The organism is Fuscovulum ytuae (assembly GCF_029953595.1).
Taxonomy (GTDB): Bacteria; Pseudomonadota; Alphaproteobacteria; order Rhodobacterales; family Rhodobacteraceae; genus Paragemmobacter; species Paragemmobacter ytuae.
Genome location: NZ_CP124535.1, coordinates 3,498,272 through 3,519,649, shown reverse-complemented (window position 1 = coordinate 3,519,649; position 21,378 = coordinate 3,498,272). Strand labels below are relative to the sequence as shown.

Genomic DNA, 21,378 nt, shown 5'->3' with positions numbered 1-21,378 from the left:
TTTATATCCACCAGTTTGGCACCAACACATTGGCGATCTTGCGGACAAGGTATCGCGACAGATATGCTGGACCTGAATAGGATGAGCCGTCTATCCCGCGCGTCCCTTCAAGTCGTGGCGTCACCTTGAATCGCTTTTGGATGCGGACGCGTCCGAAGTCACCTCCGTCGATCCGCCGCCTTAGGATCATCTCGCCATATTCAACACCTTCGAACTGTTCAATACCCGCTCCAATATGTCGGTCATACGACCAACGCACGAACCCAAAGAAATAGAAATCAATGACGGGATGAGGAACATTCCGATGGTGAAGGTATAAATCCACACCCTTCGACCAACTCGCAACCAGTGCTGCCGCGTTTCGTATTATGTAACGCCCGGTTACCTTCCAGATGATCGCCTGCTGGTCAAGATTCAGAAACTTCGACTCGGCCATCGCGCGATCAATCAGCTTCATTTCCAGAAAGTAGCGAGAATTCTTTCCAGGAAATCCCTGAACACATGAAAGGAATTCTACCCTGTGGGCGACACCGCTCTCCCGCGCCACCTTTTCCAGCGCATCCAGCGGATAACCAGAGTTATCCATGTAGACGATCTTATCGAAAGTCCCGGTGGCCAGCAGCGACACATAGAAACGAAAGGCCGATAGGTACTGCCGGAACCGCTCCTCGGCATCTAGCACGACAAGCTGAAATGTGTCCTTCGACGGCGCTATAGTCGATGTGATCAGAAGAATATGACGGTGATTTGCCAATTCATCGACTTTCGATTGGACCGCTCACGAACCAAAGTGCTGAACCATGCCTTGGGGTTACGCGATTTCGCATACCCACCTGAAGCGGTCCATCCAGTGGCACGCGCATCGACGATCATCAAACACGCCATAACCTGTAGCGTTGCCAACATCGCGCATCACCGAAGGCAGCACGAAGCTGAATGCAAATGAACCGACTTCAAAAAAAACGGGGCCGTGCTGGCCCCATTCTTCATTTCCCTCTGATCCCTATGACCGATCAGGAAAGTTTCCGACGGCGCAGGGCCGCCAGTGCGGCAAGGCCACCGATCAGCATGAGCCCGCCAGCTGGAAGCGGCACAGCCGACAGCGAAACGTTGTCCAGCAGCGCACCCTGATTGTCCCCGCCCGAGTTCTCGAAGAACAGGCTGGTCTGCCCAGTAACCGAAGCAGTGAAATTGTAGACGACCGAGCTGAAGCCCGCCAACGACCCCGCCGCAAGCGCAAGGCTATTCGTCCAGCCACCAAAGCCGAAGCTCAGGGTCTCTGCGCCCGTGCCGTTCTTGCCATAGTCGAATGCCAAGCTGTAGGCCTCGCCGGCGACGACATTGAATACAGCAAGCGTCGTTATGCGCCCCGCATTTCTCGTCGATCCATCCATGTCAAGGTAGATACCAGGACCTGCGATTTCGAAGAATCCGGTACCGATCACGTCGATAGTGCCATCCGAAACGGCCCAGTTGTCCAGACCCTGGTTCAGCCCGTAGCCCTCGCCGTCAAAGTTATCCTGAAAGATCACGGTCGCAGCAGAGGCCGCGGAACCCATGCCCACCGCCAGCACACCGGCTGCCAAAAGCTTCTTCAACATCTCAAACCCCCATGAGCAGATGGACGACCGCCCACCACAAGCCAAAGTCTTCGCCGTCCATAGCGGTCCAAGCACCGCCCTCTCCAGTTAAAGTCCATTAACTACGTACTTTAGGCAAGGAATTTCTGCCCATTTGGCTGGTTATCAGACCAAAGCCCAAAGGCTCAGCACCCTAAGGTTGCCGAAACCGCACATACTTCACGCAAAGGATAGAACTCTGCGCAGCTCCGCACTCCCGACCCGCAAAAAACAACGCGATTTACGTAATTTTTACGCACTCATCGCCCCGCGGCGAATCAGTTCTTCGGATACGGACTCGGTCCAGGATCAAGGGCAGGCCCTGCGTTCCCCCGGTCAGATCGCAATGAATCGCAACCCGACCTTCCCCAACTCAGCCTGCCTTCACACCAGCCCTCATCGATCCGCTCACCAGACGCCTCTCGCCTACTTTGGGCATCCCTTGCCTGCCCAGCCATGCCCATACCTGTGACACAGCCCTGGCCCAGGCGACCGCCCGCCCCTTTCGCAAAGCCGCTCCCGGCGAGGCTATGTAAAGACCGGACGAAGTCGCACATGGCTGCCCAGACCTCCCACCCCGACCGAACGCTTTCAAACAGTCGACGACCTTGACCACCCAACCGACATTAATCGATATTACCGCCACGCGCCGTGCAGTTGGCTTGCCGAAACTGACCTTAGTCCCCAGCGACCATGAAAGAACGTTCAGTCTTGCTGCCCCTCCACACGGCCCGTCCGACCCGACTGGATACCAACATCAAGCCGGGCGTCCGCTCGTTCTTCCTCGCATTCGGCAGAAAGAGCGCGCAGGAAGATGCATTCCCATGCTAAGGCTCGGCTTTCTGTCAAACCACAATCCCTTCGACAAGAATGCCTTCAGCAGCACGGCGCATTTCATGTGGCGGGCGCTGTCCGAAAACCCATCCTGTAGCCTTCAGGTCCTAGGCAAGCACCGCCGCCCCCGCCCCATCATCGACCGTTTCTGGCGAAAGGCGGCGAATGCTGCTCTGCTTGATCCTTCCGTCCTCGATAGGTTCGACGCAATCGTGTCGCTCGTCTCGACGAACCTTGTCGTGAAGTACGGCCCGCTAACGCATGTGCCGATCATTCACTGCACCGATGCAACACCCGGCTTTCTTAAAGAGTTCTACGGCTACGACATACCGGATACGGCCATCGAAAACGAACGCCGTGCCTATGATTGCGCCAAGATCATCCTGTTTTCGTCCGATTTCATGCGCAAAAGGGCGCTGGCAGAGTTTGGCGAACTTTATGCACCGAAAATGATGTCCCTGCCCTGGGGGGCAAATCTCGAAACTTTTCCGACAGTGCCACCGACGAAGCCGCCTCCAAACCCGCTTCGCCTTCTGTTCATCGGCAAGGATTGGGCACGCAAAGGCGGCGACATCGCAGTCGCCACAACAGACGAACTCAACCGTCGCGGCATAGCCACAGAGCTCCACCTCGTCGGCACGAATGCCGGTTCCATTGGGCGCGGCACGACTGTGGTCGATCACGGCTACCTGAACAAGAACCTGCGCAAAGACCGCCTTATTCTGGAGCATCTTCTGAACCGTTCCCACTTCCTTCTCCTGCCGACCCGCGCCGACTGCACCCCGATGGTTCTGGCCGAAGCAAACAGTTACGGCATTCCTGTGCTGACCACCAATGTCGGCGGCATCCCGTCGATTGTCCAAGAAGGACGGAATGGAGAAATGGTCTCACCAGATGCAAACGCCGCCGACTATGCGGATCGATTGATTGCACTGTCCTCCGACCAAACGGAGTATGAAGCCCTGAGCCGAAGCAGTTTCGAACATTTCAGGCAGCACCTCACCTGGTCAGCATGGAGTGACGCGATCATCGGCATGTTGGAAAAGAGGTATACTCAATGATGGGCGCAAACCTCCGCGCTCATCTTGGCATGCTGCGACGCCGCACCGATATCCTCGTCCGGCGCCCACGTCTCGGTGTTCACGTCTGGATCCATGAAAACCCATATTCCGAAATGCTTTACAGGCAGTTCTCTAATAGAGACAAACCCTATCCAATGTCCGATATTCGGGAACTTGACGCTTTCACCCGTCTGCCCGCACAGGGTCGTTTGTTGTGGATCCATTCCGAAGCAAGTTTCAGCTGGGGTCGCACCTCCACCAAAGAGTTGGAGGCGAGCTATCGCAGCTATATGCAGAGTCTCGATCGCTGGTCGGCCAAGGGTGGCAAGTTGGTTTGGACCGTTCATGACGACGGACTTCACCTGAGTGATCCGGACCTTCGCCGTATCCAAGATATTCGCAAAATGTTGCGACAAATGGCAGATTTTGTCCATGTCCATTCCGAGGCGGCTAAGAACGTGGTTATCAAAGAGTTTGGAGTAGATGCTCAGCGCATTATTGTCGTCAAGCACCCGAGCTACGCACCGCTGTATCAGGATGTTCAGATAGACCCGTCAGGGGCCGAGAAGACAACCCGCCGCAGACTCCTTTGTTTCGGGCATATAAAAGCTTACAAAGATTATCAGGGACTAGCCGAATCGCTAGACACACTTGGTACTAACAGCTTTGATATGCTGACCATCGCAGGTAAACCGAGTCCTGATGTTATCCTGCCGATTGATATCTATAAAAAGAACCTTCGTCTCGAATTGCATCTTGGCTTCATACCAGATGAGGCAGTCCCGAAACTTTTCGCAAACACAGATTTCCTTGTCCTACCTTACAGGCAAAGCCTGACATCGGGGGCGGTTGCGCTTGCCATGGGCTTCGGGGTCCCCGTCATTGCGCCAAACCTAGGTGGAATGTACGATTCTGTTCCTAAAGAATGCTTACCACTTATCTATGACGCCCAAAAGCATGATGGTTTGACAGCCGCTCTGCGTGTCGCAAGGGACATGACGCCCCAAACCTACCACTCACTTGTCGAAAGCTGTCGTTTTTTCGGCGCGCAGATCCACCCAGATCTTATCTCGGCAACATTGCACAACCTCCTGTCTCAGCGTGGGATTCTCGTCTAGAAGTGAAGCCCCATCTTTACCGCGAACAAAAGGGATAAGAATGCCGTTTAGGTTAGTTTCATTTAAAGCCCCCAACCGGAATGTTGGTGACGACTTTAGCGAATGGCTGTTCTCTCGTGCGCTTGGGGATCGGCTGCAACATGATGGGAACATTCTGCTCTTCGGCGTCGGCTCAATACTTTCTCAGGATATCTTTTCCCAAGTTCACGATGCGTCAATAACAGGCTGCGCTGTCTTTGGCAGTGGCGCTCGCAGACCCTATTCTTTGCCCAACATGAATTCATCAGAGTGGAAAGTGTATTGTGTTCGTGGTCACTTGACGGCATATGCCGCGGGCCTCGCCACTGATGCTGCCGTTGCAGATCCAGCCATTCTTGCTCCGCGACTTCACCCAGCCACGGCCATCCAATCTGACCCGGTCGGAATCGTTCCTTATTTCACGGCATCTGAGGCTGCGTGGCAAAAAGTTGCTAATAAACTTGGCTGGCGGGTGATTTCGCCGAAGTTACCTGTCGAGCGTTTCATAGCGGAACTTACACTATGTTCACGGGTCTGGTGTGAAAGTATGCATGGGGCAATCTTTGCGGACGCTTATGGAATTCCGTGGCGCCCAATTTCTGCTACAAGCCTCTCCAATGAAGGGCGGACACATGCTTTCAAGTGGACGGATTTTTGCTCTGCTCTCGGCGTATCTTTTGATCCCTGGAAGGGCCTTCCATTACCAGATCAAGTGCAAGGCACAAAAGGACGATTTAAGGAACGGGTCAAGATTGAGATCGTGGCCCATTTAATCTCGAAGGCTGACCAGGATGATCGCCATACCTTGTCTGACCGGCGTGTGCTCCTGCAACGGCAGGAAGAGCTTCTAGCACGGCTAGACAAAATGTGTCTAGAATTGACAGGTAAGCCTTCCGAACTGGCTTTGTCGGGCAACACCCCCTGATAACAGACACAAAATGGACCCCGCAAATTTCTCTCATGCCGTCTCAGCGACAAAGCCTGACTGGAACAGAGAGCGCATTCACCGCTTCTGGGACCCGGGCCGCAAACTCTTGCGCGCGGTTCGAAGATATCAGGCGGCGAAAAAGCGCGGGACGCCACTCGCCTTGCTTTTATCGAAATTCTGGGTCGCAAACCACTGGTTCTGGTCCCTCGTCACCCAGTCCGAAATTCATCTCAACTGCCATATCGAAGGTGGCCTTGTGCTGCCCCACCCCACCGGGATCATTATACATCCCGCGTCCCGGATCGGCCCGAACTGCCTCATTTTCCATCAGGTGACCTTGGCAGGTCCGGTGGAACTTGGCGGCCATTGCGACATCGGTGCAGGCGCAAAGATCATTGGCGCCGTAAAGTTGGGGCACCACGTCCAGGTGGGGGCAAACGCGGTGGTGACCCGGGATGTGCCGGATCACGGGGTCGTCGCCGGCATCCCCGCCAGACAGATCACCAAATCACATCCCGACAGCCAAAGCGGGACGGCGACATAGATAAGACCGCACTTAGCGAATGCGGTCGCGCGGCCCAAGGAAACAACTCAGGCAACTCTTCGTCCAGTGCCCTAAGCCCCGCCACCATCGTCCATCGTCACAAGACCGTATTTGCCAGGTGCAGCCGCATTCGTTAACACTTGCTACCGAATTGACCCTTGGGCCGGCGAACAGGCATATGAACGATAGGCCATCCGTGACAACCTATACTGCGATTGACGGCCCAAGACCTGCTGGCATCTTCTGGCTTGCATTCGCAACGCTGGGGGCGGGCGTTTTCTTCTGGCATGGGATCGAGACGCTCCTCATCGCGTGGCAGCAGCCCGAGTATAGCCACGGGCCACTGATCCCCGTTCTCTCGGCCATCCTCTTCCTGCGCCAGCTGAAGGACGAGCCCATCATCACCGGCCCTGTCAACCGGGTGCCCGGCCTTCTTCTGATGGTCCTGTCCTTGATCCTCGCCCTTTTCGGAAAGATGGCCGATATCGGCGATGTCACCGCCTATGCGCTCATCCTCTGGATCGGCGCCGTCCTTCTCATCTCGTTCGGCTGGGAACAGGGGCGCCGCTTCTGGCCTCCTATTGTCCACCTGGCCTTCATGCTGCCTTTGCCGGGTGTGCTCTATTACAAGGTTTCAACCGACCTGCAGTTTATCTCGTCCGAACTCGGCGTCTGGTTCCTCAGGCTTATGAACGTGCCTGTCTTCCTCGACGGCAACGTGATCGACCTCGGCGTCCTCAAACTCCACGTGGCCGAGGCCTGCTCAGGCCTGCGCTACCTTTTTCCTATCCTCAGCTTTTCCTACATCTTTGCCGTGCTGTTTCAGGGTCCGATGACGCATAAGGCGATTTTGCTGCTCTCGGCCGCGCCGATCTCTGTTCTGATGAATTCGGTGCGTATCGCCTTGGCAGGGCTGATCGTCCAGGAATTCGGAGAGGGCCATCTGGAAGGCTTCTCGCACTTCTTCGAAGGCTGGGTGATCTTCATCCTCTGCGTCCTTCTGCTCTTCGCGCTGGCCCGCATCCTTCTTCTTTTCCGTCCGGGCAGGCCCAGCCTGATCGACGCGATGGATCTGGAATTTTCAGGGCTGGTCGAACAATCCCGGCGGCTGTTTCTGATCGAACCGTCCCGCGCTTTGGCCGCTGCTGCAGTGGTCACGGCTCTGGCCTCCATCGCATGGCAGATCTCGCCCGGAGGGCGCACCGTGGTGCCGGATCGCACCGCCTTTGCCGCTTTCCCGGCGCGGGTGGGTGACTGGGCGGTCGGGCGGAACCGCCCGATGGACCCTCAGGTCGCGGCGATCCTTGATGCCGATGATTACCGCTCCGCCGTCATGACGCGCGACGGCGCAGAGGTCGATCTTTTCGTCGCGTGGTTTTCGGACCAAACGAAAAGCGGCGCGCACAGCCCGGAAATATGCCTACCCAGCGCGGGGTGGGAATTCGAATACATCCGTCGTCAAGACATCGGGCCCAAGATCGGGCTGACTCAACCATTCATGGCCAACATGATGGTCATCCAATTCGGCACCCAGCGCATGATGGGCATCTATTGGTTCGAACAGAATGGCCGTCGCATCGCTTGGGATTCAGGCTCGAAATTCACCTTGCTCTGGGACGGCACGGTCCATGGCCGCCGGGATGGCGGTATCGTCCGTCTTCTCACACCTATCGGGCCGGACGACACGGATGCCGAGGCCGAGGCTCGGCTTCTTGACGTGGTGCGCGGGCTGGAACCAGTGATTTCCGACTTCATTCCGGATTAGGGCCAGACGTGCCGACAAACCCGCGAGTCCTTGTTGTTGCCGATCATGCATCCCTGCGCTTCGGTGGTGAGGCCGCCTTGCCTCTGCATTTCTTCATGGGGCTGCGCCGGAAGGGCGTCGAATGCTGGATGATCGTGCACGCCCGCACCCGGCCTGAGTTACAGGAAAGACTGGGCCCGGACATTTCTCGCGTGGTCTTTGTCGAAGACGACTGGTTTCACAAGTTGATGTGGCGGTCGGGTAGGTTCCTTCCGGCAAAACTCGCCTATCACAGCGCCGGATTTCTCAGCCGCCTGCACACGCAACTGACAGCACGACGAAAGGCAAAAGACCTGATCAAACGGGTCGGGATCGACATCGTCCACCAACCCATTCCCGTCTCGCCCAAAGAGCCATCCCTGATGGCAGGGTTAGGCGTCCCCGTCGTCATCGGCCCCATGAACGGGCATATGACCTATCCGCCTGGCCTTGGGGATGGGAGCGGTCGTCGATCCGTTTTTCGGGGCATTCTCGACGGTTTTCGCATGCTTTCTGACCTTCTGCACCACCTGATGCCCGGAAAAAAACATGCAGCGCTCCTTCTTGTCGCCAATGAAAGAACACGGCGCGGCCTTCCCCCGATAGCACGCGGTGAAATCCGCGAACTTGTGGAGAACGGGATAGACCCTGATCTTTGGTTGCCCCCTCACGAAACCCACCTCCGACAGGCCGACAGCCTGAATGTCGTCTTCATGGGCCGCCTTGTTGACTGGAAGCGTGTCGATCTCGCGATCAAGGCGCTTGCTGCCTTGCCACATCTGCCAGAAGTCCGACTCACAATAATCGGCGACGGACCCGAGCGGGCGAAGCTCGAGCTGCTCGCCAAGACAACGGGCACGGTCAACCGCATCACCTTCGCCGGTTGGCGCGAACAATCGGAAGCGGCAAGAATGTTGGCCAAGGCAGATTGCCTCATCCTGCCAAGCGTCTTCGAATGCGGCGGGGCGGTCATATTGGAAGCCATGGCAATCGGCCATCCGGTCATCGCCACCGCATGGGGTGGACCGCTTGACTACATCACGCCCGAAACAGGCCTACTTGTGGAACCCACATCCGAACACGCCCTCATCGCAGGCTTTGCCGCCGCAATGGAACGCCTCGCCCGCGATCCAGCCCTCGCCCAGCAGTTGGGCGAAGCCGGACGACAGCGCGTTCTTGACCATTTCACATGGCCATCCAAGATCGATGCGATCCTGCTTCACTACCGGAATGTGCTGCGCTGGGGTGGGTAGTCAGAGTGTTGGCAAGAATGAGAACGAATCAACGGTGGTCTAACACCTGGCAAAGCTTACGCTCTGCTATAATGAGCGGACCCGCGGCTTCGAAGATGTGTTCGAACTTGGACTTGCAGCGTCTATGGTAGCAGGAATAACCCTGTCGTCAGGCCGTCCGGCTTGTGGCCTTTCCGGCATCGCCTTAATCTGGGCCGGCGCGGCGCGCACATTAATTCATACTCAAATTGACTATCTAGCGTATCCCGCTTTCCGCAAGGTTCGCCTTACGCAACTCACCGAACTGCTACTGATTTATCGCTTCACACAAATGCCAGTTAATGAATGTGGTTTGACAGCCTGCCTCGGCTTGCACCTCTTGGGTGGATGGCAGCCCGGGCGAACATCCACCGAAGCCAAAGCAAACATCGTCCAATGCCACTTGTTGGCCGTTTTCCCCCTTATTCCCTTGCGGTTTCAACCCTCGAAACACATGCCAACAAACCAAGAAGCCGACCGCCAGCTCGGGCGAATATCGATAAGCCGCAGCCTCATACTTTCTATCATCCTGAATGTGGGATGGCTCCTAGACACCACTAAAGTCATAGTTGTCGTCAGTACGCGGCATTGGATTGCACAGACTCCCCTAGTGCTGAGAAAGCAAATGCGTCACCTGCCGATTAAGTTCATCAAGAACGAAATCTGTACAACCTCGGCCATTATGCTTTGCTCCGCATCTTTGTAAAATCTCGCGCGGCCGTAAAATACCAATCGATTGAACCTAGGACCAAGTAGGCCCATCATGGCAAAACCAGATCACAAAGTTCAGGACCAATACACAGTCAGCGGCACCGGTCTGACCGGTCGTGAAGTTATCGTGTTCTCGTCAGGTCGTTCTGGCTCAAACAGAATTCTTGATATAGCTGATCTCGCAAGTGAAACGCATTGTAGGAATGAGCCTAATGAGTACTGCCAAAGTTTTAGTCCGATGCGGAACCTAGTATCAACTGCAAGTCAAGGAAATGCCGAGGCGCTAATTCAGAGCATGTCAGCCGCCATACAATGTTATGGCATTCGCGATCGGTTTAAGACTAACCCAAAGCGTTTTCTCAAGCCCTTCATCGGAGTCGTTTACAGACACACATGCGCACATCGTTCATTGCGGGAAATAGTGTTAAACATAAAGACACCCGAATGGAATATTCCATTAGAAGTGTTCCGAAAGGACTGGAACGAAACTGTTGTTCCTGTCTTTAAGATAAGTGCCTCTCTAGCAACCGCAGAGCAAGTGGCGGCAACACCTCCAGAAGTAAAGATCATACACAATCTCCGAAAACCAAGCGCGATGCTCCAAAGCTGGTGGAACCGCTACTGCCTCGAATTTAGAGGTGGAAACTTGGATTTTCTTGAAGCCGAGATCAACTCCCACCTAGAAAAATGGGGGAAGGCCAGATATGCCTCCTTTGAAAATAAAGGCTTGACACAGCTTGAGAGAGTTATTCGCGCCAATCTTTTTGCATGGCGTCTCGCAAATGAGGCAGTATACAATGCCCGTAAGCACAGCTCCTCATACATCATAACTGACTATGATGAAGTGACGCGCGATCAGAAATCAAAAGCGGAAGAAATTCTCTCCTTTATTGGTGTCAAAAGGGAGATAAGCGGACCAACAAGACCAACGGTAGTTAACGAGCTCTTTCAGTCAACCCACCAACAAGCTCTTCCAAATGACCTTCTTTCAAGCGCGATCAAGGACGTGCTAACCGGGTCCACACTCGACCAGTTGATCAACGACTGATTACCCATCCCGCCTCGGCGGTAGCATCGGCAAACGCGCCATACCTGCCTCGTTCGACAAGGAAGCCAACTCTATTCAAGCGACGAGTTAATCTTGGATCTATCGTCGCAATCTGCGAAAGACATTCATTGATTTACGATAAATGATTGGGGGAACTATTTCGCGGATAACCCGCAATATCGCCTCTGAACTGTATGCATCCGCTGTCCCAGGGCGACGTTTAAAGACAGTCGACTGCGCTACACGACCAGTTTCCCAGGTTGCAGTGTAGTAATAGAGTGCGATGGATAAGCGTGGTTCTCCGTCGGGATGATTCACGGGTTCTGGATTTCCATGCATGGAATTCTGACCGGTCGAGAAACAACACATCCTGTTCATAACTGGCACAAAACTTGCTACCTTCTCGGACATATCGTCTGTCCAAACCTCAAAGCTTCCACCATATTCTTCCTTCCACTCTGGATTCAGGTAGATCAGCACATTCAATCTGCGTTCAAGGTTCATAAGACTGTGATGAGTAAAGTCAGCGTGAATTGCTAACATGCCGGTTGTTTCGGTTCTATGAATCCCACCACCCATATAGTATGGATCAGGAATGAGGCCCCTTATGCCAGACATTTCCTCAAGAAACTGAAGAAACGCACGACTGTTCAGCGCGTTGAAAACGGCACGTGTGTAAAGCGGCATACGGTCAGGGTTGAACGACGTTTTGAGCCGCTCGTTCGCACTCATGTTCTGCGGATCAGCTTGTCCCATGGCCAAGGCTTCTTCGCGTACCTTTTCGATAAGCTTAATGGGAAGAAAATTATCGAAACAGCCATGATCGAAAGGTCTCTTTCCTTGATACTCAAGGGCCAGACGTTTGCCGACTTCCTTTGCAACGGCATGTTCGATCATGAGGGTGTCCGGGTCTATCGGATAGATCGGAGACTGCATTGATGACTCACTTTGTAGAGTAATGTTATTACGACGATGTATACATAGGGGGCCGTCAACAACTATTAGATGCATTATTTGCTTTTATCATTCGCTGCCTGTCCTTCATGAGCAGACAATACCCAATTGGTCCGCCGTACGATGGTAAGGTCGCCTGAATTTGTGCGCTGGACAAGCGTTTTCAGCCCCGAAGGACGTATGCGGTCGCGTAAAGAGTTGAAACAGGGAGGATCGGGCCAGAATACGGCAGGCTCCTCGCCCAAGAGTGTTTTCGAGCGCCTCGGACAGACCCGTGCTGCCGCTCTAGTTCAGATTGGGTTTGGTTCGCACTCACGGGCATCGCGGCTGCGCTGGCGGTCAGCGTTTGGCAACTAGGAAGGCGCGCGCAATCGGGGCGGTGACCACGGCCTTTACCGGCGGCAAGGTGATAGCCGGGGCGTGACGCACGACCTGCTCCAGATGTTGATCAGCATCAGTTGTAGGCGAGTGCGCGGCCAGTCGGCCATCGCCTCAAGTAGATCAGTGCTCCGCAGGAAAGTGGCACGGATGAAACCTAGGCATGCAGTTGATGCCGTACCTCATTGTCGCGGAACTTTCGGAATAACAGTCGCTTCCATCGCGCGGCGTATTTGCCTTCCTTTATTCGTTGCTCGGCGGCGTCGAGATTCTTGAATGCGTGGGGGATGTCACCAAAGTCGAGTGCGTCGGGTATCGCAGGGGCGGGGATTGCGTGAGTGGGCTACCGGACGTTCCGGGCGCTCAAGCCGCGGCTGCGTTCAATACGGGATCTCCCAGATCGGAAACGGGCGGTGCTGGAACCCCAGCCTCGCCTGACGCCGATAACTCCCGTTTCTCCCTCATCGCCTGAGCCGCAAGCTCCTCCCCTGCCTGATTGTCGAGCAGATTGAGTTGCGATCTCCGATGCGCCACCTAATCCGCGACACTCGACGCGGTGGTGACGAAGTACCTACGGCCTTTTAATCGATCTTCCTCGACCTGCACATGCCCGGCATGATGGGTTTCAGCTCGGTGAAGACCATCAAGCAAAAGGTGCCGGGCAACCACATCCCCGTCTTCATCGGCGATGATCGATCCTTGGTGAACGATCTTATCGGCGCCGGTGTCGGTGGCGTCGTCTTCAAGACCAGCGGTCTCGCCGTCAACAAGGCGGCCTTGGCCAAGGTCCTGTTCGGCCGTCGCGTCATCCCAAACCGAGACCGCCTTCGCCCCCGCCCATCAGCCACGCCTCAGCCAACGGCGGGCCGTACGAAAATCGACTTACGGAAAGTCCGGCGCAGGCTTCTCCTTCAAGGGCGACTCGAAGATTAACGCCTTGATTTCACGCCAAGGCCGCAGATGGCCAGCTAGGTAAAGCCTCTATTGACAGCCTTATCGCCAACCTCTGCCCTCGTGATCCGCAGTCCAAGGGGCGAGCCAAGGACCCTCCCTAATACGCCTCTCTTTCATCCCAGACCTTTACACCATCGATGTCTTTGTTGCGGAAACTCCGCGCCACGTAGCTGTCGATGAACTCGGTCATGGCATCGCGATCGTGCCGGGCGATCCAGTGGAGCGCCGATCGGCGACCTTCGGCGTCGATATAGGCCCATTTCCGGACAGTTCGGATGCCTTTGGGGCGGGTCTTCTCGATGTGGCGGGCAGCCCGCATTGCCTCTTCCGCCTCGCGGCGCGCGGCATCGGCGGTGCGCATGGCATAGATGTCGGCAGGATCAGCATCCCGCGCCAGCGCCTTTGCTGCCTGAATGCTCTTCTCGGCCTCGGCACGGATACGCCGCGCTTCCGCTTCGCGTAGATCGGCGAGCTTTACCTTGAAGTCATTGGCGATTCGAGCGAGGCCCTTCTTCAGCCGCTCAAGATCGTCCGCCGCAGCTTTCCACTGTGCCAGTTCGGCCTTCCAGGCGTCATGGAGCGGCTTCGTCGCGGCATCCCGCGCTTGCAGCAGGGCTTTCTCAGCCGCTTTGACATTGGCAAGCAGCAGATCAACGGCCTCAAGCTGATCCTCGGTCTCGACCGGAATGCCATCAAGCCAGTTCGCCGCCTCGTCGAGATAGGCGTTGAAGGGTGCCAGAATGGCCGCGCTGCGGGCCGGCTCTTCCGGCGGATTGTTATGACCCATGGGTGGGGGTGAGAGGTCTTTCATTCGGCTGCCTCATGATAGGGGATGTCACCAAAGTCGAACGCGTCGGGGATCGATGGGGCGGGGATTGCGGGAGTGAGCGTCTTAAGCGTTCCGGGCGCTCCAGACGTGGCTGCGTTTAATGCGGGATCTCCCAGATCAGGGACGGGAGGCGCCGCAACCCCTCCTTCGCCAGACGCCGCGACCTCCCGCTTCTCTCGCGCCGCCTCGGCCACAAGCTCTTCCTCCGCCAGACTGTCGAGGAGATCGAGCTGCGACCTCCGATGCGCCGCCTCATCCGCGACATGCGCCCAGTCGCCCGCAAAGTGCTGCTCCAGCTTCTCCAGCGCGGCCACACTCGGCGCAGTGGCAACGATCCGGCTCAGAGCCTGCAGGCGTGCCGCCCGCAAGATCGGATGCGCAATCATCTCATCTGCCAGACCGGCAAGGATGCTCAGAAGCTTTCTGCCAGTGGCGGCCTCCGCGACCCGCTGCGCACAGGTCCGCAATGCCATGATCTCCATGGCATGGTCATCCGCCTCGACCCTGTCAGACCGCGGCGCTTGGATCTCGGCCCGGGCGGGTGCAGGCGCGGGCGCAGGTGCAGGCGCGGACGCTCGACCGGCGGGCTTCGTTCCAAAGTCTGGATCATCCGCCTCCCCCGTCGCGATTTGGAACTGCGCCCTGAGGAACTGCTTCAAGACATAGCTCTGCGCCGCGCCAAAAGCCTGTGGCCCAGAGCGGGCGATATCCACGTGACGGCGAAACGGCCCAAGCGTCTCGCCCGAGATATGGGCCAGCGTGATGTCATAAGTGATCCGCAGCCAAGACTCCGAACCCTGCCACGCGCCTGAACCACCATCTGCAACCGCCACCTCATCCATCAAGATCACGAGGCCCGCTTCGACGCAGATCGGATTGATATGTTCAAGGAAGCAGTCGATCGAGGTGAAGGCATAAGCCTCCTCAAGGTTCCGGTCTGCCTTGGTCAGCCGCCGGATCTTGGATTTAGCCAGAACAACCGCCCCAAGAACCTGCGCCTTGGGAAACAGCGTTTGATTTGACGCCAGCTGATTTGGCGGCGCCTGATTTAACGGTGACCTATTTGGAAGCGACTGTTCGATGGCGGCCCGACTGGCCATCAAACCATCCTGCGCCGCAATAGCGGCACCCAAATTCTCTGATCCACGTGCAAGCATCTTTTGCCCTTCCAGTCGATAAGATGGGATTGAGCATGCCTCGCCACCCGCCTTGCCGGGCCATCGGCAAAGCCTTTGAAAGCAGATCGAGCGATTCTCTATCCAGACCGTAATTCTTGATGATTAATAATACCCCGCGATCCTCCATTAGACCAATGAAAATAAAGGAAAATCCAGATATTCTGTGGATAATCCCCTGCTCACGAGGACGTATGCGTCAGTGCGAAACAAGTTCTAACAAAATCGCCCTAAATCTTTCTCCGACACAGCCAATTCGAGGGCAAAACTCGGGGTGAAGGTGGGGCCTTTATCATTAGCATCGGAATTGGCGTTGGCGTTAGCATCGCCCTTTTTCATTTTTGACAGTACAACAAGACGATGCCCGTAATTCGGCTGTTCGTAGCAATGCCAAATCTCAAGATTCATTCACGGGACAATTCCCCGCATTCGGCGATGAGATCGACGCAGATCGATCATCAAGCGATGTGCTGCTGGAATTCGTTTCGTGATGGGAACACCTCGGACACGATGGATCTTCGCCCTGTCCCGCTTATTCGCAGGCGACGCCGGTTCGTCGCTCCGCCAAGTACGGCGAGGAGACCGCGTGGTCAAAAAACCGCAACTCCCGATCCTGCCATCGCGTCCCAATCAAGAGAGCAAGCGGACTATCCGATCCACTGCGCTGAGAACCCTTCCCTCGCCAAAGACCTCGGATCATCAGGGATGAGTCGTTCAGAACCGATCGACTGGCAAGGGTCCGTCGCCGCTCCGGTCTTTCGTACTAAGTTCAAGGACGGACCTCGGCCAGAGGCGGGCCCACGCGGTTCCCGACTGAACCGGGCGCCCCATGCTTCCCTTCGGCGTTGGCCGTCAACCAGCGCGCAGTTGGCGCGGTTGCTCGGTTCGGCTGAGACCTCGGACATCCTTTTCCAACGTTCGTATCGGAAGATAGTTCCAACGACGACAAGGGCACGCTTCTGACAGGACGACACAAGCCCTTCACATCCTCCGCCCACTCCATTGCCGAAGGCGATGCGGGCCGCGGTTGGTGACGCCGAGGTTCCCATCCTCCCTGCCCCACGCGTCCGCGCGGGTTTCTGAAGCGAAGCTAGGCCGCATCGCCAGCCGAGGTCCTGCACGCTCAGCGCCAACCTGCGCAGGATGTCCTCCACCAGCCGACCGGTCCAAACCGAGCCGACTGCTGATTTCGCAGCGACAGCAGAAATGCGGGCCACCCAGGAGGTACGGATCGTCTAAAGCTCTACATATTGTGTATTTATACGAATCATGACACATTAAGCACAACATATTGCGCTCTGAGGCCCGCCTTGCCCAAGATCACCCCCCGCTCCACCACTCTCACCGTCTCTAGCCCGACCGTTGACCGCCGCGCCCTCGCGCCTTTGCCGGCGAGCCGCATCGAGGCTTCTGTGCAGGAGTTGGCCGAGGCCCTGCGCCGGGAGCTCACCTCCCGTTCGGCGATCGAGCAAAGCGCGATCGAGGACTATATCGAGGTCGAATGCCAGCGGCGTCGCCTGCGCTTGATGCGCGACCAGATCGAACGCAGCACTGCCTTGGGTCAGATCTGGCGGCTTCTCTCCAACGCCCTGATGCAAGAGCGGACGCGCGCAGGGCTGGATACGGCCGGTGTCGACCTCGAGGCCCAGTTGATCGTCCAGCGCTGGATTGAGGGTGATCCCGCAGCGCAGCAAGTGCTCCTCACCCATCGCATCGACATCGACGAGGCGATCTCGAAGGGCATGGCCGACCATCTGTCGCAGCTTACCGAGTTCGAACGGGAACGCGATCACCTCGCCCGGCGCGCGCGTCTTCTTCTCGAAGATATCGAACGCGCCGCGTTCTTCCGGCAGCGCCGCAAGCGCGGCGAGATCCAAGAGGCCGAGATCCTGTCCTGAAGACCGAGAGGATGACGAAGGCCAAAGAGGCACAGATGGCAAAGCCCCGCGCAACCGCACAGAATGCCGTGACCCATGGCATCTTCCGGCAAGACCGGCCCACCGCGCCGTCCTCGCCCTTCGCCGTTCTGGCGATGCAAAGCTTTCCCGGTCGCCTTGGCGAAGACATGGCGGATGACCTGATGCGGGCCGAGCGTCAGACCGCGCGTTGCCGCGCCACACTTCTGGAAGAGACCCGCGCGCTTGAGACCCTCCTCGCCGCAGCACTTCTCCAAACGGATACGGCCCTCGATACGACCATCCAAGCAGCTCTCAGTCAGCTCACCCGACTGCTGCGCTACCAGAACCAGAGCCTGACCACGCTTCGCAAGGCCCGGATCGCAATCCTGAACACCGCCGAAGGGTTTGGCGCTCTCACCGACCAAGGAAGGGGATAATCATGGCAAGACGGTACCGAGCATCTTCCACCGCCTTCCAAAGGGGCCGGAATCCTTCCGAGAAGAACCCCGCCGATCCCCTGCGACGCGAGAAACATGAAACCTTCGCCAAGGCCTTCGCGCTGATCCCGAATGCCAGGGCCGCCGCCATTGAGGCCGGATATCCGCGTCCCCGCGCCATCCGCGCCGCCGGGCGGCTCCTGTCGGTCAAGGCGATGTGGGCCCGCATCCAGTATCTCCAGACCCGAGATGCCGAGGTCCTCACCACCCAGCGACTTGTTCAGGAGTTGCACCTCAAACCCAAGGCCGCCCTCGCTAAGGCCATCGCCCAGAACCCGTTCACCGGCGAGACCCGCGTCGATCTCGGCCGTCTCACGCCCAGCGAAGTCGCCTGTCTCGACTTCAGCACCCATTCCAGCGATGGCGTCACCCGCTCGGGCGCGGGCCTCAAAGTGAACTCAAGCCAAGGCAAAGCCCTCGCCTCGGTCGGGCGGATCATTACTAATCCAACCTATGCGCCAGAGCGGAGGGGGAAGAACAGCTTCGCAGACGCCTTGGTGGAAATAGCGCGGCGGAATGAAAGCGCTGCCCCCATCCGCACCAAGATGGCAGGGGTGGACGATGATGACTTTTAAATCACCAAGGGTTGCTCATCATAATAACAATCGCTCTAAGGTTGTTTTTTTCGAAAACAAGCCACGACGGCCCCAAAAGGCTCAACCACTCTCAGGCCCGAGCCCGAAACACCCGCTCATGGGCCGCAAGAAGCGCGGGCACCGAATGTTCCCAGCTCAACCGTTCCAGCACCCGCGCCCGGCCCAAGCGCCCCATCTCTGCCCCCCGCGCCGGGCCGGCGATCAGTTCCACCACCCGTTCGGCGAAATCCACAGGGTCATTGGCCCGCGCGTAAAGCGACGCCTCCCCCGCCGAGGCGCCTTGCCCCGCCACCTTCGCCAAGACGTCACAGTCGGCGTTATGCCTTGTCTTGGCGTTATGGCCCCAACGCAGCGCAGCGCAGTTCGAGTGACCCAGGCCAGGGCTCGGCTGCCCTTCGCCCGGCCCAGACCTGACGCTCGGCGTAACCTGTCTCGCCTTTGGCTTCATCCAAAGTTGGACCGGAACAGGGTCAATCTGCCTCATCCGTCTCTTGCGATCGATCCGTTCTGCGCGCTGGACCCATCCTGCGCTCAGCGCAGATCAGGCTCGGTGGTTGGGGTCCTCCACGGACAGCCGGCACAATGTCTAAGCCTCCCGCCCCGCCCGAAACACCGGCACGCGGGCCGTCTCGTCCTCGCTCGACAGGGCCGCCGGTTCGATCCCGGCAAAGAACACGCCATCCCGCAGCACCTGTTGCACCGTCACCCGGTCCACCTCGGGGCTGCCTTTGGAAAAGGCATAGACCATCGCGAAATCGCAAAGCTGGTTCGTCAGCCGCGGCACGCCGCGGGCCTGATCATGGATCATGGCCACCGCATCCGGCGTGAAGAGGGGCACCTTCCCCCCCACGCAGGCCAGCCGATGCGCGATATAGGCCGCCGTCGTGGCCGCATCCATCGGCGGAATGTGAAAGGCCGCCGTCACCCGTTGCGCAATCGCCCTGAGCCCCGGCTTCAGGATGCGCTCGCGCAGTTCCGGCAACCCGACCAGCACCACCTGCAACAGCTCATCCGTCCCGGTGTTGATGTTGGTGAACATCCGGATCTCTTCCAAGGACTCCACCGTCAGGTTCTGCGCCTCGTCAAAGACCAGAACGACCCGCCGCCCGGCGGCATATTCCGCCACCAGATGCTCTTCAAACCGGGCATAAAGGTCGACATAGGTATCCCCCGCCTCCGCCGGTTGGCCCAGCGCCAGAAGGACCCAGCGCAACAGCTCATCCCGCCCGCCCTGCGCGTTCGACACAAGGCCATAGGTCACATCCTCGGCCCCCGACCGCAGCAGATGCTGGATCAGCACCGTCTTGCCCGACCCCACCTCGCCCGTGATCAGGGTGATCGGCGCGCGCGTGATGATCCCGTATTCCAACAGGGAATAGGCCCGCTTATGCGCCGAAGACCAGTAGATCAGCGCAGGGTCCGGCGCGATGGCAAAGGGTCGCGCCGTTAGGCCATAGAAATCGGTGTAGATGTCCAGAATATTGCCCATCACCACCGCCGGTCCTTCAGAGAATCCACTAAACTGTCTTTCCCATTCCTTAGCCGCAACCGCGCCCAGAGGTTAACACTTTTCAACAACCCACCCGCATTTCCGCCCAAAGCGCCGCCCGCCAAAGCCCAGATCTTCGCCACCGCGCCCCTTCCCGGCATGGCTGGCCGAACGCCGCCTGATCCGCTAGGCCTTTGAACATCACCTGTCACGGCCCATCCCCATGCCCCGCCTCGAACCCGACCGCCTCTTCGTCGCCATCATGGAAACCGGCAGCCTTGCCGGGGCGGCGCGCAAGCTTGGGCTTTCCTCCGGGCAGGCCTCGAAACTGCTGGCAAAGCTTGAATCCGATCTCGGCGTGCGGCTTCTGAACCGCTCCACCCGCGCGCTTGCCCCGACCGAGGTGGGGCAGGCCTATTACGACCGCATCCGCGCCATCCTTGACGATCTCGATACGCTGGATGCGCAGGTGCAGGACCGCGCCGCCGCCCCGCGTGGCCGCCTGCGCCTCACGGCCCCCCTCACCTTCGGCACCCTGCGGCTTGTGCCCGCATTGAACGATTTCGCGCAGGCCTTCCCCGAAATTGACCTCGACGTCTCCTTCTCCGACCGCATGGTGAACCTCGTCGACGAAGGCTTCGATGCCGCCATCCGCGCGGGCCGCGTGGCCGACAGCTCCCTCATCGCAAGGAAACTCTGCGACATGCAGACCCTCCTTGTCGCCTCTCCCGCCTATCTGGCCGCCCATGGCACGCCCACCCACCCGACCGATCTTGCCAACCATCAGGCCATCATCGACACGAACTTCCGCGACCCGCTGATCTGGCGCTTCCGCGCCGGGGGCCAGCCCCTCTCCATCCCCCTCACCCCCCGCCTGCGCTATTCCAATGCCGAGGCCTGCCTTCAGGCCGCCGAGGCGGGCCTTGGCATCGCCCATGTCCCCGATTTCGTCGCAGGCCCCAGCCTCGCCGCAGGGCGCATCCAGATGCTCCTTCCCGACTTCGCCGAAGCGGCAGGCGGCATCTATGTCCTTTACCCGCCCGGCCGTCACCTTGCGGCCAAACTTCGCGCGCTGGTCGATTTCCTCGCCACCCGCTTCCAACGCCCGGATTGGACGACCTGATCCCTTCCTATTTGGAAGGAATAATCTTCCCAATATACGGATTATCATCTGTTCAGAATGGATGCATCTTCCCCCCACCGCCGCCCCATGCGGCAGATCAGACAAGGGAACCGCTTCCATGACCGCTCTTTCTGCCCCCGCCAGCACCGCCAGCAATGCCGACCTCGCCGCCACGCTTTTGCGCGTGACCTCTGGCCTTTGGTTTCTCCTCCATGCCGGGCTGAAGATCTTTGTCTTCACCCCCGCAGGCACTGCCGGCTTCTTCGAACAGATCGGCCTGCCCGGCCTGCTCGCCTATATCGTCATCGCCGCAGAACTGCTCGGCGGCATCGCCCTGATCGCCGGATACAAGACCCGCCTCGTGGCCCTTGGCCTTTCCGTCATCCTCCTCGGCTCCATCTACACCCCGCATTTCGCCGCCGGTTTCTTCTTCTCCAACGCAGGTGGTGGCTGGGAATTCCCTGCCTTCTGGGCGCTCACCCTCTGGGCTCTGGCACTTCTGGGCGATGGGGCCTACGCTTTGGGCAAGCGCTGAGAACGACCGCAAGGG

The 21,378-nt window shown here is 58.0% G+C and carries 22 protein-coding genes and 1 pseudogene; 14 read left to right on the top strand and 9 right to left on the bottom strand.

Annotated elements, in window-relative coordinates:
• Window position 1 precedes the first annotated feature (1 nt).
• The gene (locus QF092_RS17015) at window positions 2-754 is read right to left on the bottom strand and encodes a hypothetical protein (protein WP_281465774.1); all 753 of its coding nucleotides are present in this window, start codon (window positions 752-754) and stop codon (window positions 2-4) included.
• Between the two features lie 259 nt (window positions 755-1,013).
• Window positions 1,014-1,601, bottom strand: a complete 588-nt coding sequence (locus tag QF092_RS17010; protein WP_281465772.1) for a VPLPA-CTERM sorting domain-containing protein — start codon at window positions 1,599-1,601, stop codon at window positions 1,014-1,016.
• A gap of 842 nt (window positions 1,602-2,443) precedes the next feature.
• On the opposite strand from QF092_RS17010, the gene QF092_RS17005 reads away from it, so the two are divergent.
• The 8 genes from QF092_RS17005 (at window position 2,444) to QF092_RS16970 (ending at window position 10,935) form a co-directional block, all read left to right on the top strand.
• Complete coding sequence (locus QF092_RS17005; protein WP_281465769.1) at window positions 2,444-3,514, top strand: glycosyltransferase family 4 protein; 1,071 nt, start codon at window positions 2,444-2,446, stop codon at window positions 3,512-3,514.
• Window positions 3,511-4,632 (top strand): glycosyltransferase family 4 protein, encoded by a 1,122-nt coding sequence (locus QF092_RS17000; RefSeq protein WP_281465767.1) that lies wholly within the window; start codon window positions 3,511-3,513, stop codon window positions 4,630-4,632. Before QF092_RS17005 ends, QF092_RS17000 begins: the two co-directional genes overlap by 4 nt.
• Window positions 4,633-4,672: 40 nt before the next feature.
• The gene (locus QF092_RS16995) at window positions 4,673-5,575 is read left to right on the top strand and encodes a glycosyltransferase family protein (RefSeq protein WP_281465765.1); all 903 of its coding nucleotides are present in this window, start codon (window positions 4,673-4,675) and stop codon (window positions 5,573-5,575) included.
• 163 nt (window positions 5,576-5,738) lie between these two features.
• Complete coding sequence (locus tag QF092_RS16990; protein ID WP_281465763.1) at window positions 5,739-6,122, top strand: serine O-acetyltransferase; 384 nt, start codon at window positions 5,739-5,741, stop codon at window positions 6,120-6,122.
• Between the two features lie 196 nt (window positions 6,123-6,318).
• Complete coding sequence (gene xrtD, locus QF092_RS16985) at window positions 6,319-7,887, top strand: VPLPA-CTERM-specific exosortase XrtD (RefSeq protein ID WP_281465762.1); 1,569 nt, start codon at window positions 6,319-6,321, stop codon at window positions 7,885-7,887.
• An 8-nt stretch (window positions 7,888-7,895) separates the two neighbouring features.
• A complete protein-coding gene (locus QF092_RS16980) occupies window positions 7,896-9,158 on the top strand; it encodes a glycosyltransferase family 4 protein (protein ID WP_281465760.1) in 1,263 nt (420 codons plus the stop codon).
• A gap of 97 nt (window positions 9,159-9,255) precedes the next feature.
• Window positions 9,256-9,882: a hypothetical protein gene (locus tag QF092_RS16975; RefSeq protein WP_281465758.1), complete on the top strand. Its 627-nt coding sequence runs from the start codon at window positions 9,256-9,258 to the stop codon at window positions 9,880-9,882.
• A 57-nt stretch (window positions 9,883-9,939) separates the two neighbouring features.
• Window positions 9,940-10,935 (top strand): sulfotransferase domain-containing protein, encoded by a 996-nt coding sequence (locus tag QF092_RS16970; protein WP_281465756.1) that lies wholly within the window; start codon window positions 9,940-9,942, stop codon window positions 10,933-10,935.
• 99 nt (window positions 10,936-11,034) lie between these two features.
• Here the strand turns inward: QF092_RS16970 and QF092_RS16965 are convergent, their stop codons facing one another.
• Window positions 11,035-11,832 carry a 2OG-Fe(II) oxygenase gene (locus QF092_RS16965; protein ID WP_281465754.1) on the bottom strand — a complete coding sequence of 266 codons (798 nt, stop codon included), beginning with the start codon at window positions 11,830-11,832 and terminating at the stop codon, window positions 11,035-11,037.
• A 396-nt stretch (window positions 11,833-12,228) separates the two neighbouring features.
• Window positions 12,229-12,526: pseudogene (locus QF092_RS16960) on the bottom strand (transposase); the annotation flags it as partial.
• Window positions 12,527-12,882: 356 nt separating this feature from the next.
• Between QF092_RS16960 and QF092_RS16955 the strand changes: the two are divergent.
• On the top strand, window positions 12,883-13,200 hold the full coding sequence (locus QF092_RS16955; RefSeq protein WP_281465752.1) for a hypothetical protein: 318 nt from the start codon (window positions 12,883-12,885) through the stop codon (window positions 13,198-13,200).
• Window positions 13,201-13,318: 118 nt separating this feature from the next.
• On the opposite strand, the gene QF092_RS16950 is transcribed toward QF092_RS16955, so the two are convergent.
• The 3 genes from QF092_RS16950 to QF092_RS16940 form a co-directional block, all read right to left on the bottom strand.
• Complete coding sequence (locus tag QF092_RS16950) at window positions 13,319-14,008, bottom strand: hypothetical protein (protein WP_281465750.1); 690 nt, start codon at window positions 14,006-14,008, stop codon at window positions 13,319-13,321.
• Window positions 14,009-14,028: 20 nt separating this feature from the next.
• Window positions 14,029-15,150 (bottom strand): ERF family protein, encoded by a 1,122-nt coding sequence (locus QF092_RS16945; RefSeq protein WP_281465748.1) that lies wholly within the window; start codon window positions 15,148-15,150, stop codon window positions 14,029-14,031.
• A gap of 291 nt (window positions 15,151-15,441) precedes the next feature.
• Window positions 15,442-15,633, bottom strand: coding sequence for a hypothetical protein (locus tag QF092_RS16940; RefSeq protein ID WP_281465747.1), 192 nt, complete (start codon window positions 15,631-15,633; stop codon window positions 15,442-15,444).
• Between the two features lie 902 nt (window positions 15,634-16,535).
• Here QF092_RS16940 and QF092_RS16935 point away from each other — a divergent pair.
• From QF092_RS16935 to QF092_RS16925, 3 genes are read left to right on the top strand one after another with little or no spacing between them, the layout of a single operon-like run.
• Window positions 16,536-17,123, top strand: a complete 588-nt coding sequence (locus QF092_RS16935; RefSeq protein ID WP_281465745.1) for a hypothetical protein — start codon at window positions 16,536-16,538, stop codon at window positions 17,121-17,123.
• Between the two features lie 35 nt (window positions 17,124-17,158).
• Entirely contained in the window at window positions 17,159-17,560 is a 402-nt protein-coding gene (locus tag QF092_RS16930; protein WP_281465743.1) for a hypothetical protein, read from the top strand.
• Between the two features lie 2 nt (window positions 17,561-17,562).
• Window positions 17,563-18,195 (top strand): hypothetical protein, encoded by a 633-nt coding sequence (locus QF092_RS16925; RefSeq protein WP_281465741.1) that lies wholly within the window; start codon window positions 17,563-17,565, stop codon window positions 18,193-18,195.
• A gap of 91 nt (window positions 18,196-18,286) precedes the next feature.
• Here QF092_RS16925 and QF092_RS16920 read toward each other — a convergent pair whose 3' ends face one another.
• Together QF092_RS16920 and QF092_RS16915 are read right to left on the bottom strand one after the other, a co-directional pair.
• Window positions 18,287-18,517: a glycosyltransferase gene (locus tag QF092_RS16920; RefSeq protein WP_281465739.1), complete on the bottom strand. Its 231-nt coding sequence runs from the start codon at window positions 18,515-18,517 to the stop codon at window positions 18,287-18,289.
• A 285-nt stretch (window positions 18,518-18,802) separates the two neighbouring features.
• Window positions 18,803-19,705, bottom strand: coding sequence for an ExeA family protein (locus QF092_RS16915; RefSeq protein WP_281465737.1), 903 nt, complete (start codon window positions 19,703-19,705; stop codon window positions 18,803-18,805).
• Between the two features lie 223 nt (window positions 19,706-19,928).
• Between QF092_RS16915 and QF092_RS16910 the strand changes: the two genes are divergently transcribed.
• Together QF092_RS16910 and QF092_RS16905 are read left to right on the top strand one after the other, a co-directional pair.
• Window positions 19,929-20,828 carry a LysR family transcriptional regulator gene (locus tag QF092_RS16910; RefSeq protein ID WP_281465735.1) on the top strand — a complete coding sequence of 300 codons (900 nt, stop codon included), beginning with the start codon at window positions 19,929-19,931 and terminating at the stop codon, window positions 20,826-20,828.
• Window positions 20,829-20,946: 118 nt separating this feature from the next.
• Window positions 20,947-21,363, top strand: a complete 417-nt coding sequence (locus QF092_RS16905) for a DoxX family protein (protein ID WP_281465733.1) — start codon at window positions 20,947-20,949, stop codon at window positions 21,361-21,363.
• The last annotated feature ends 15 nt before the right edge of the window (window positions 21,364-21,378 follow it).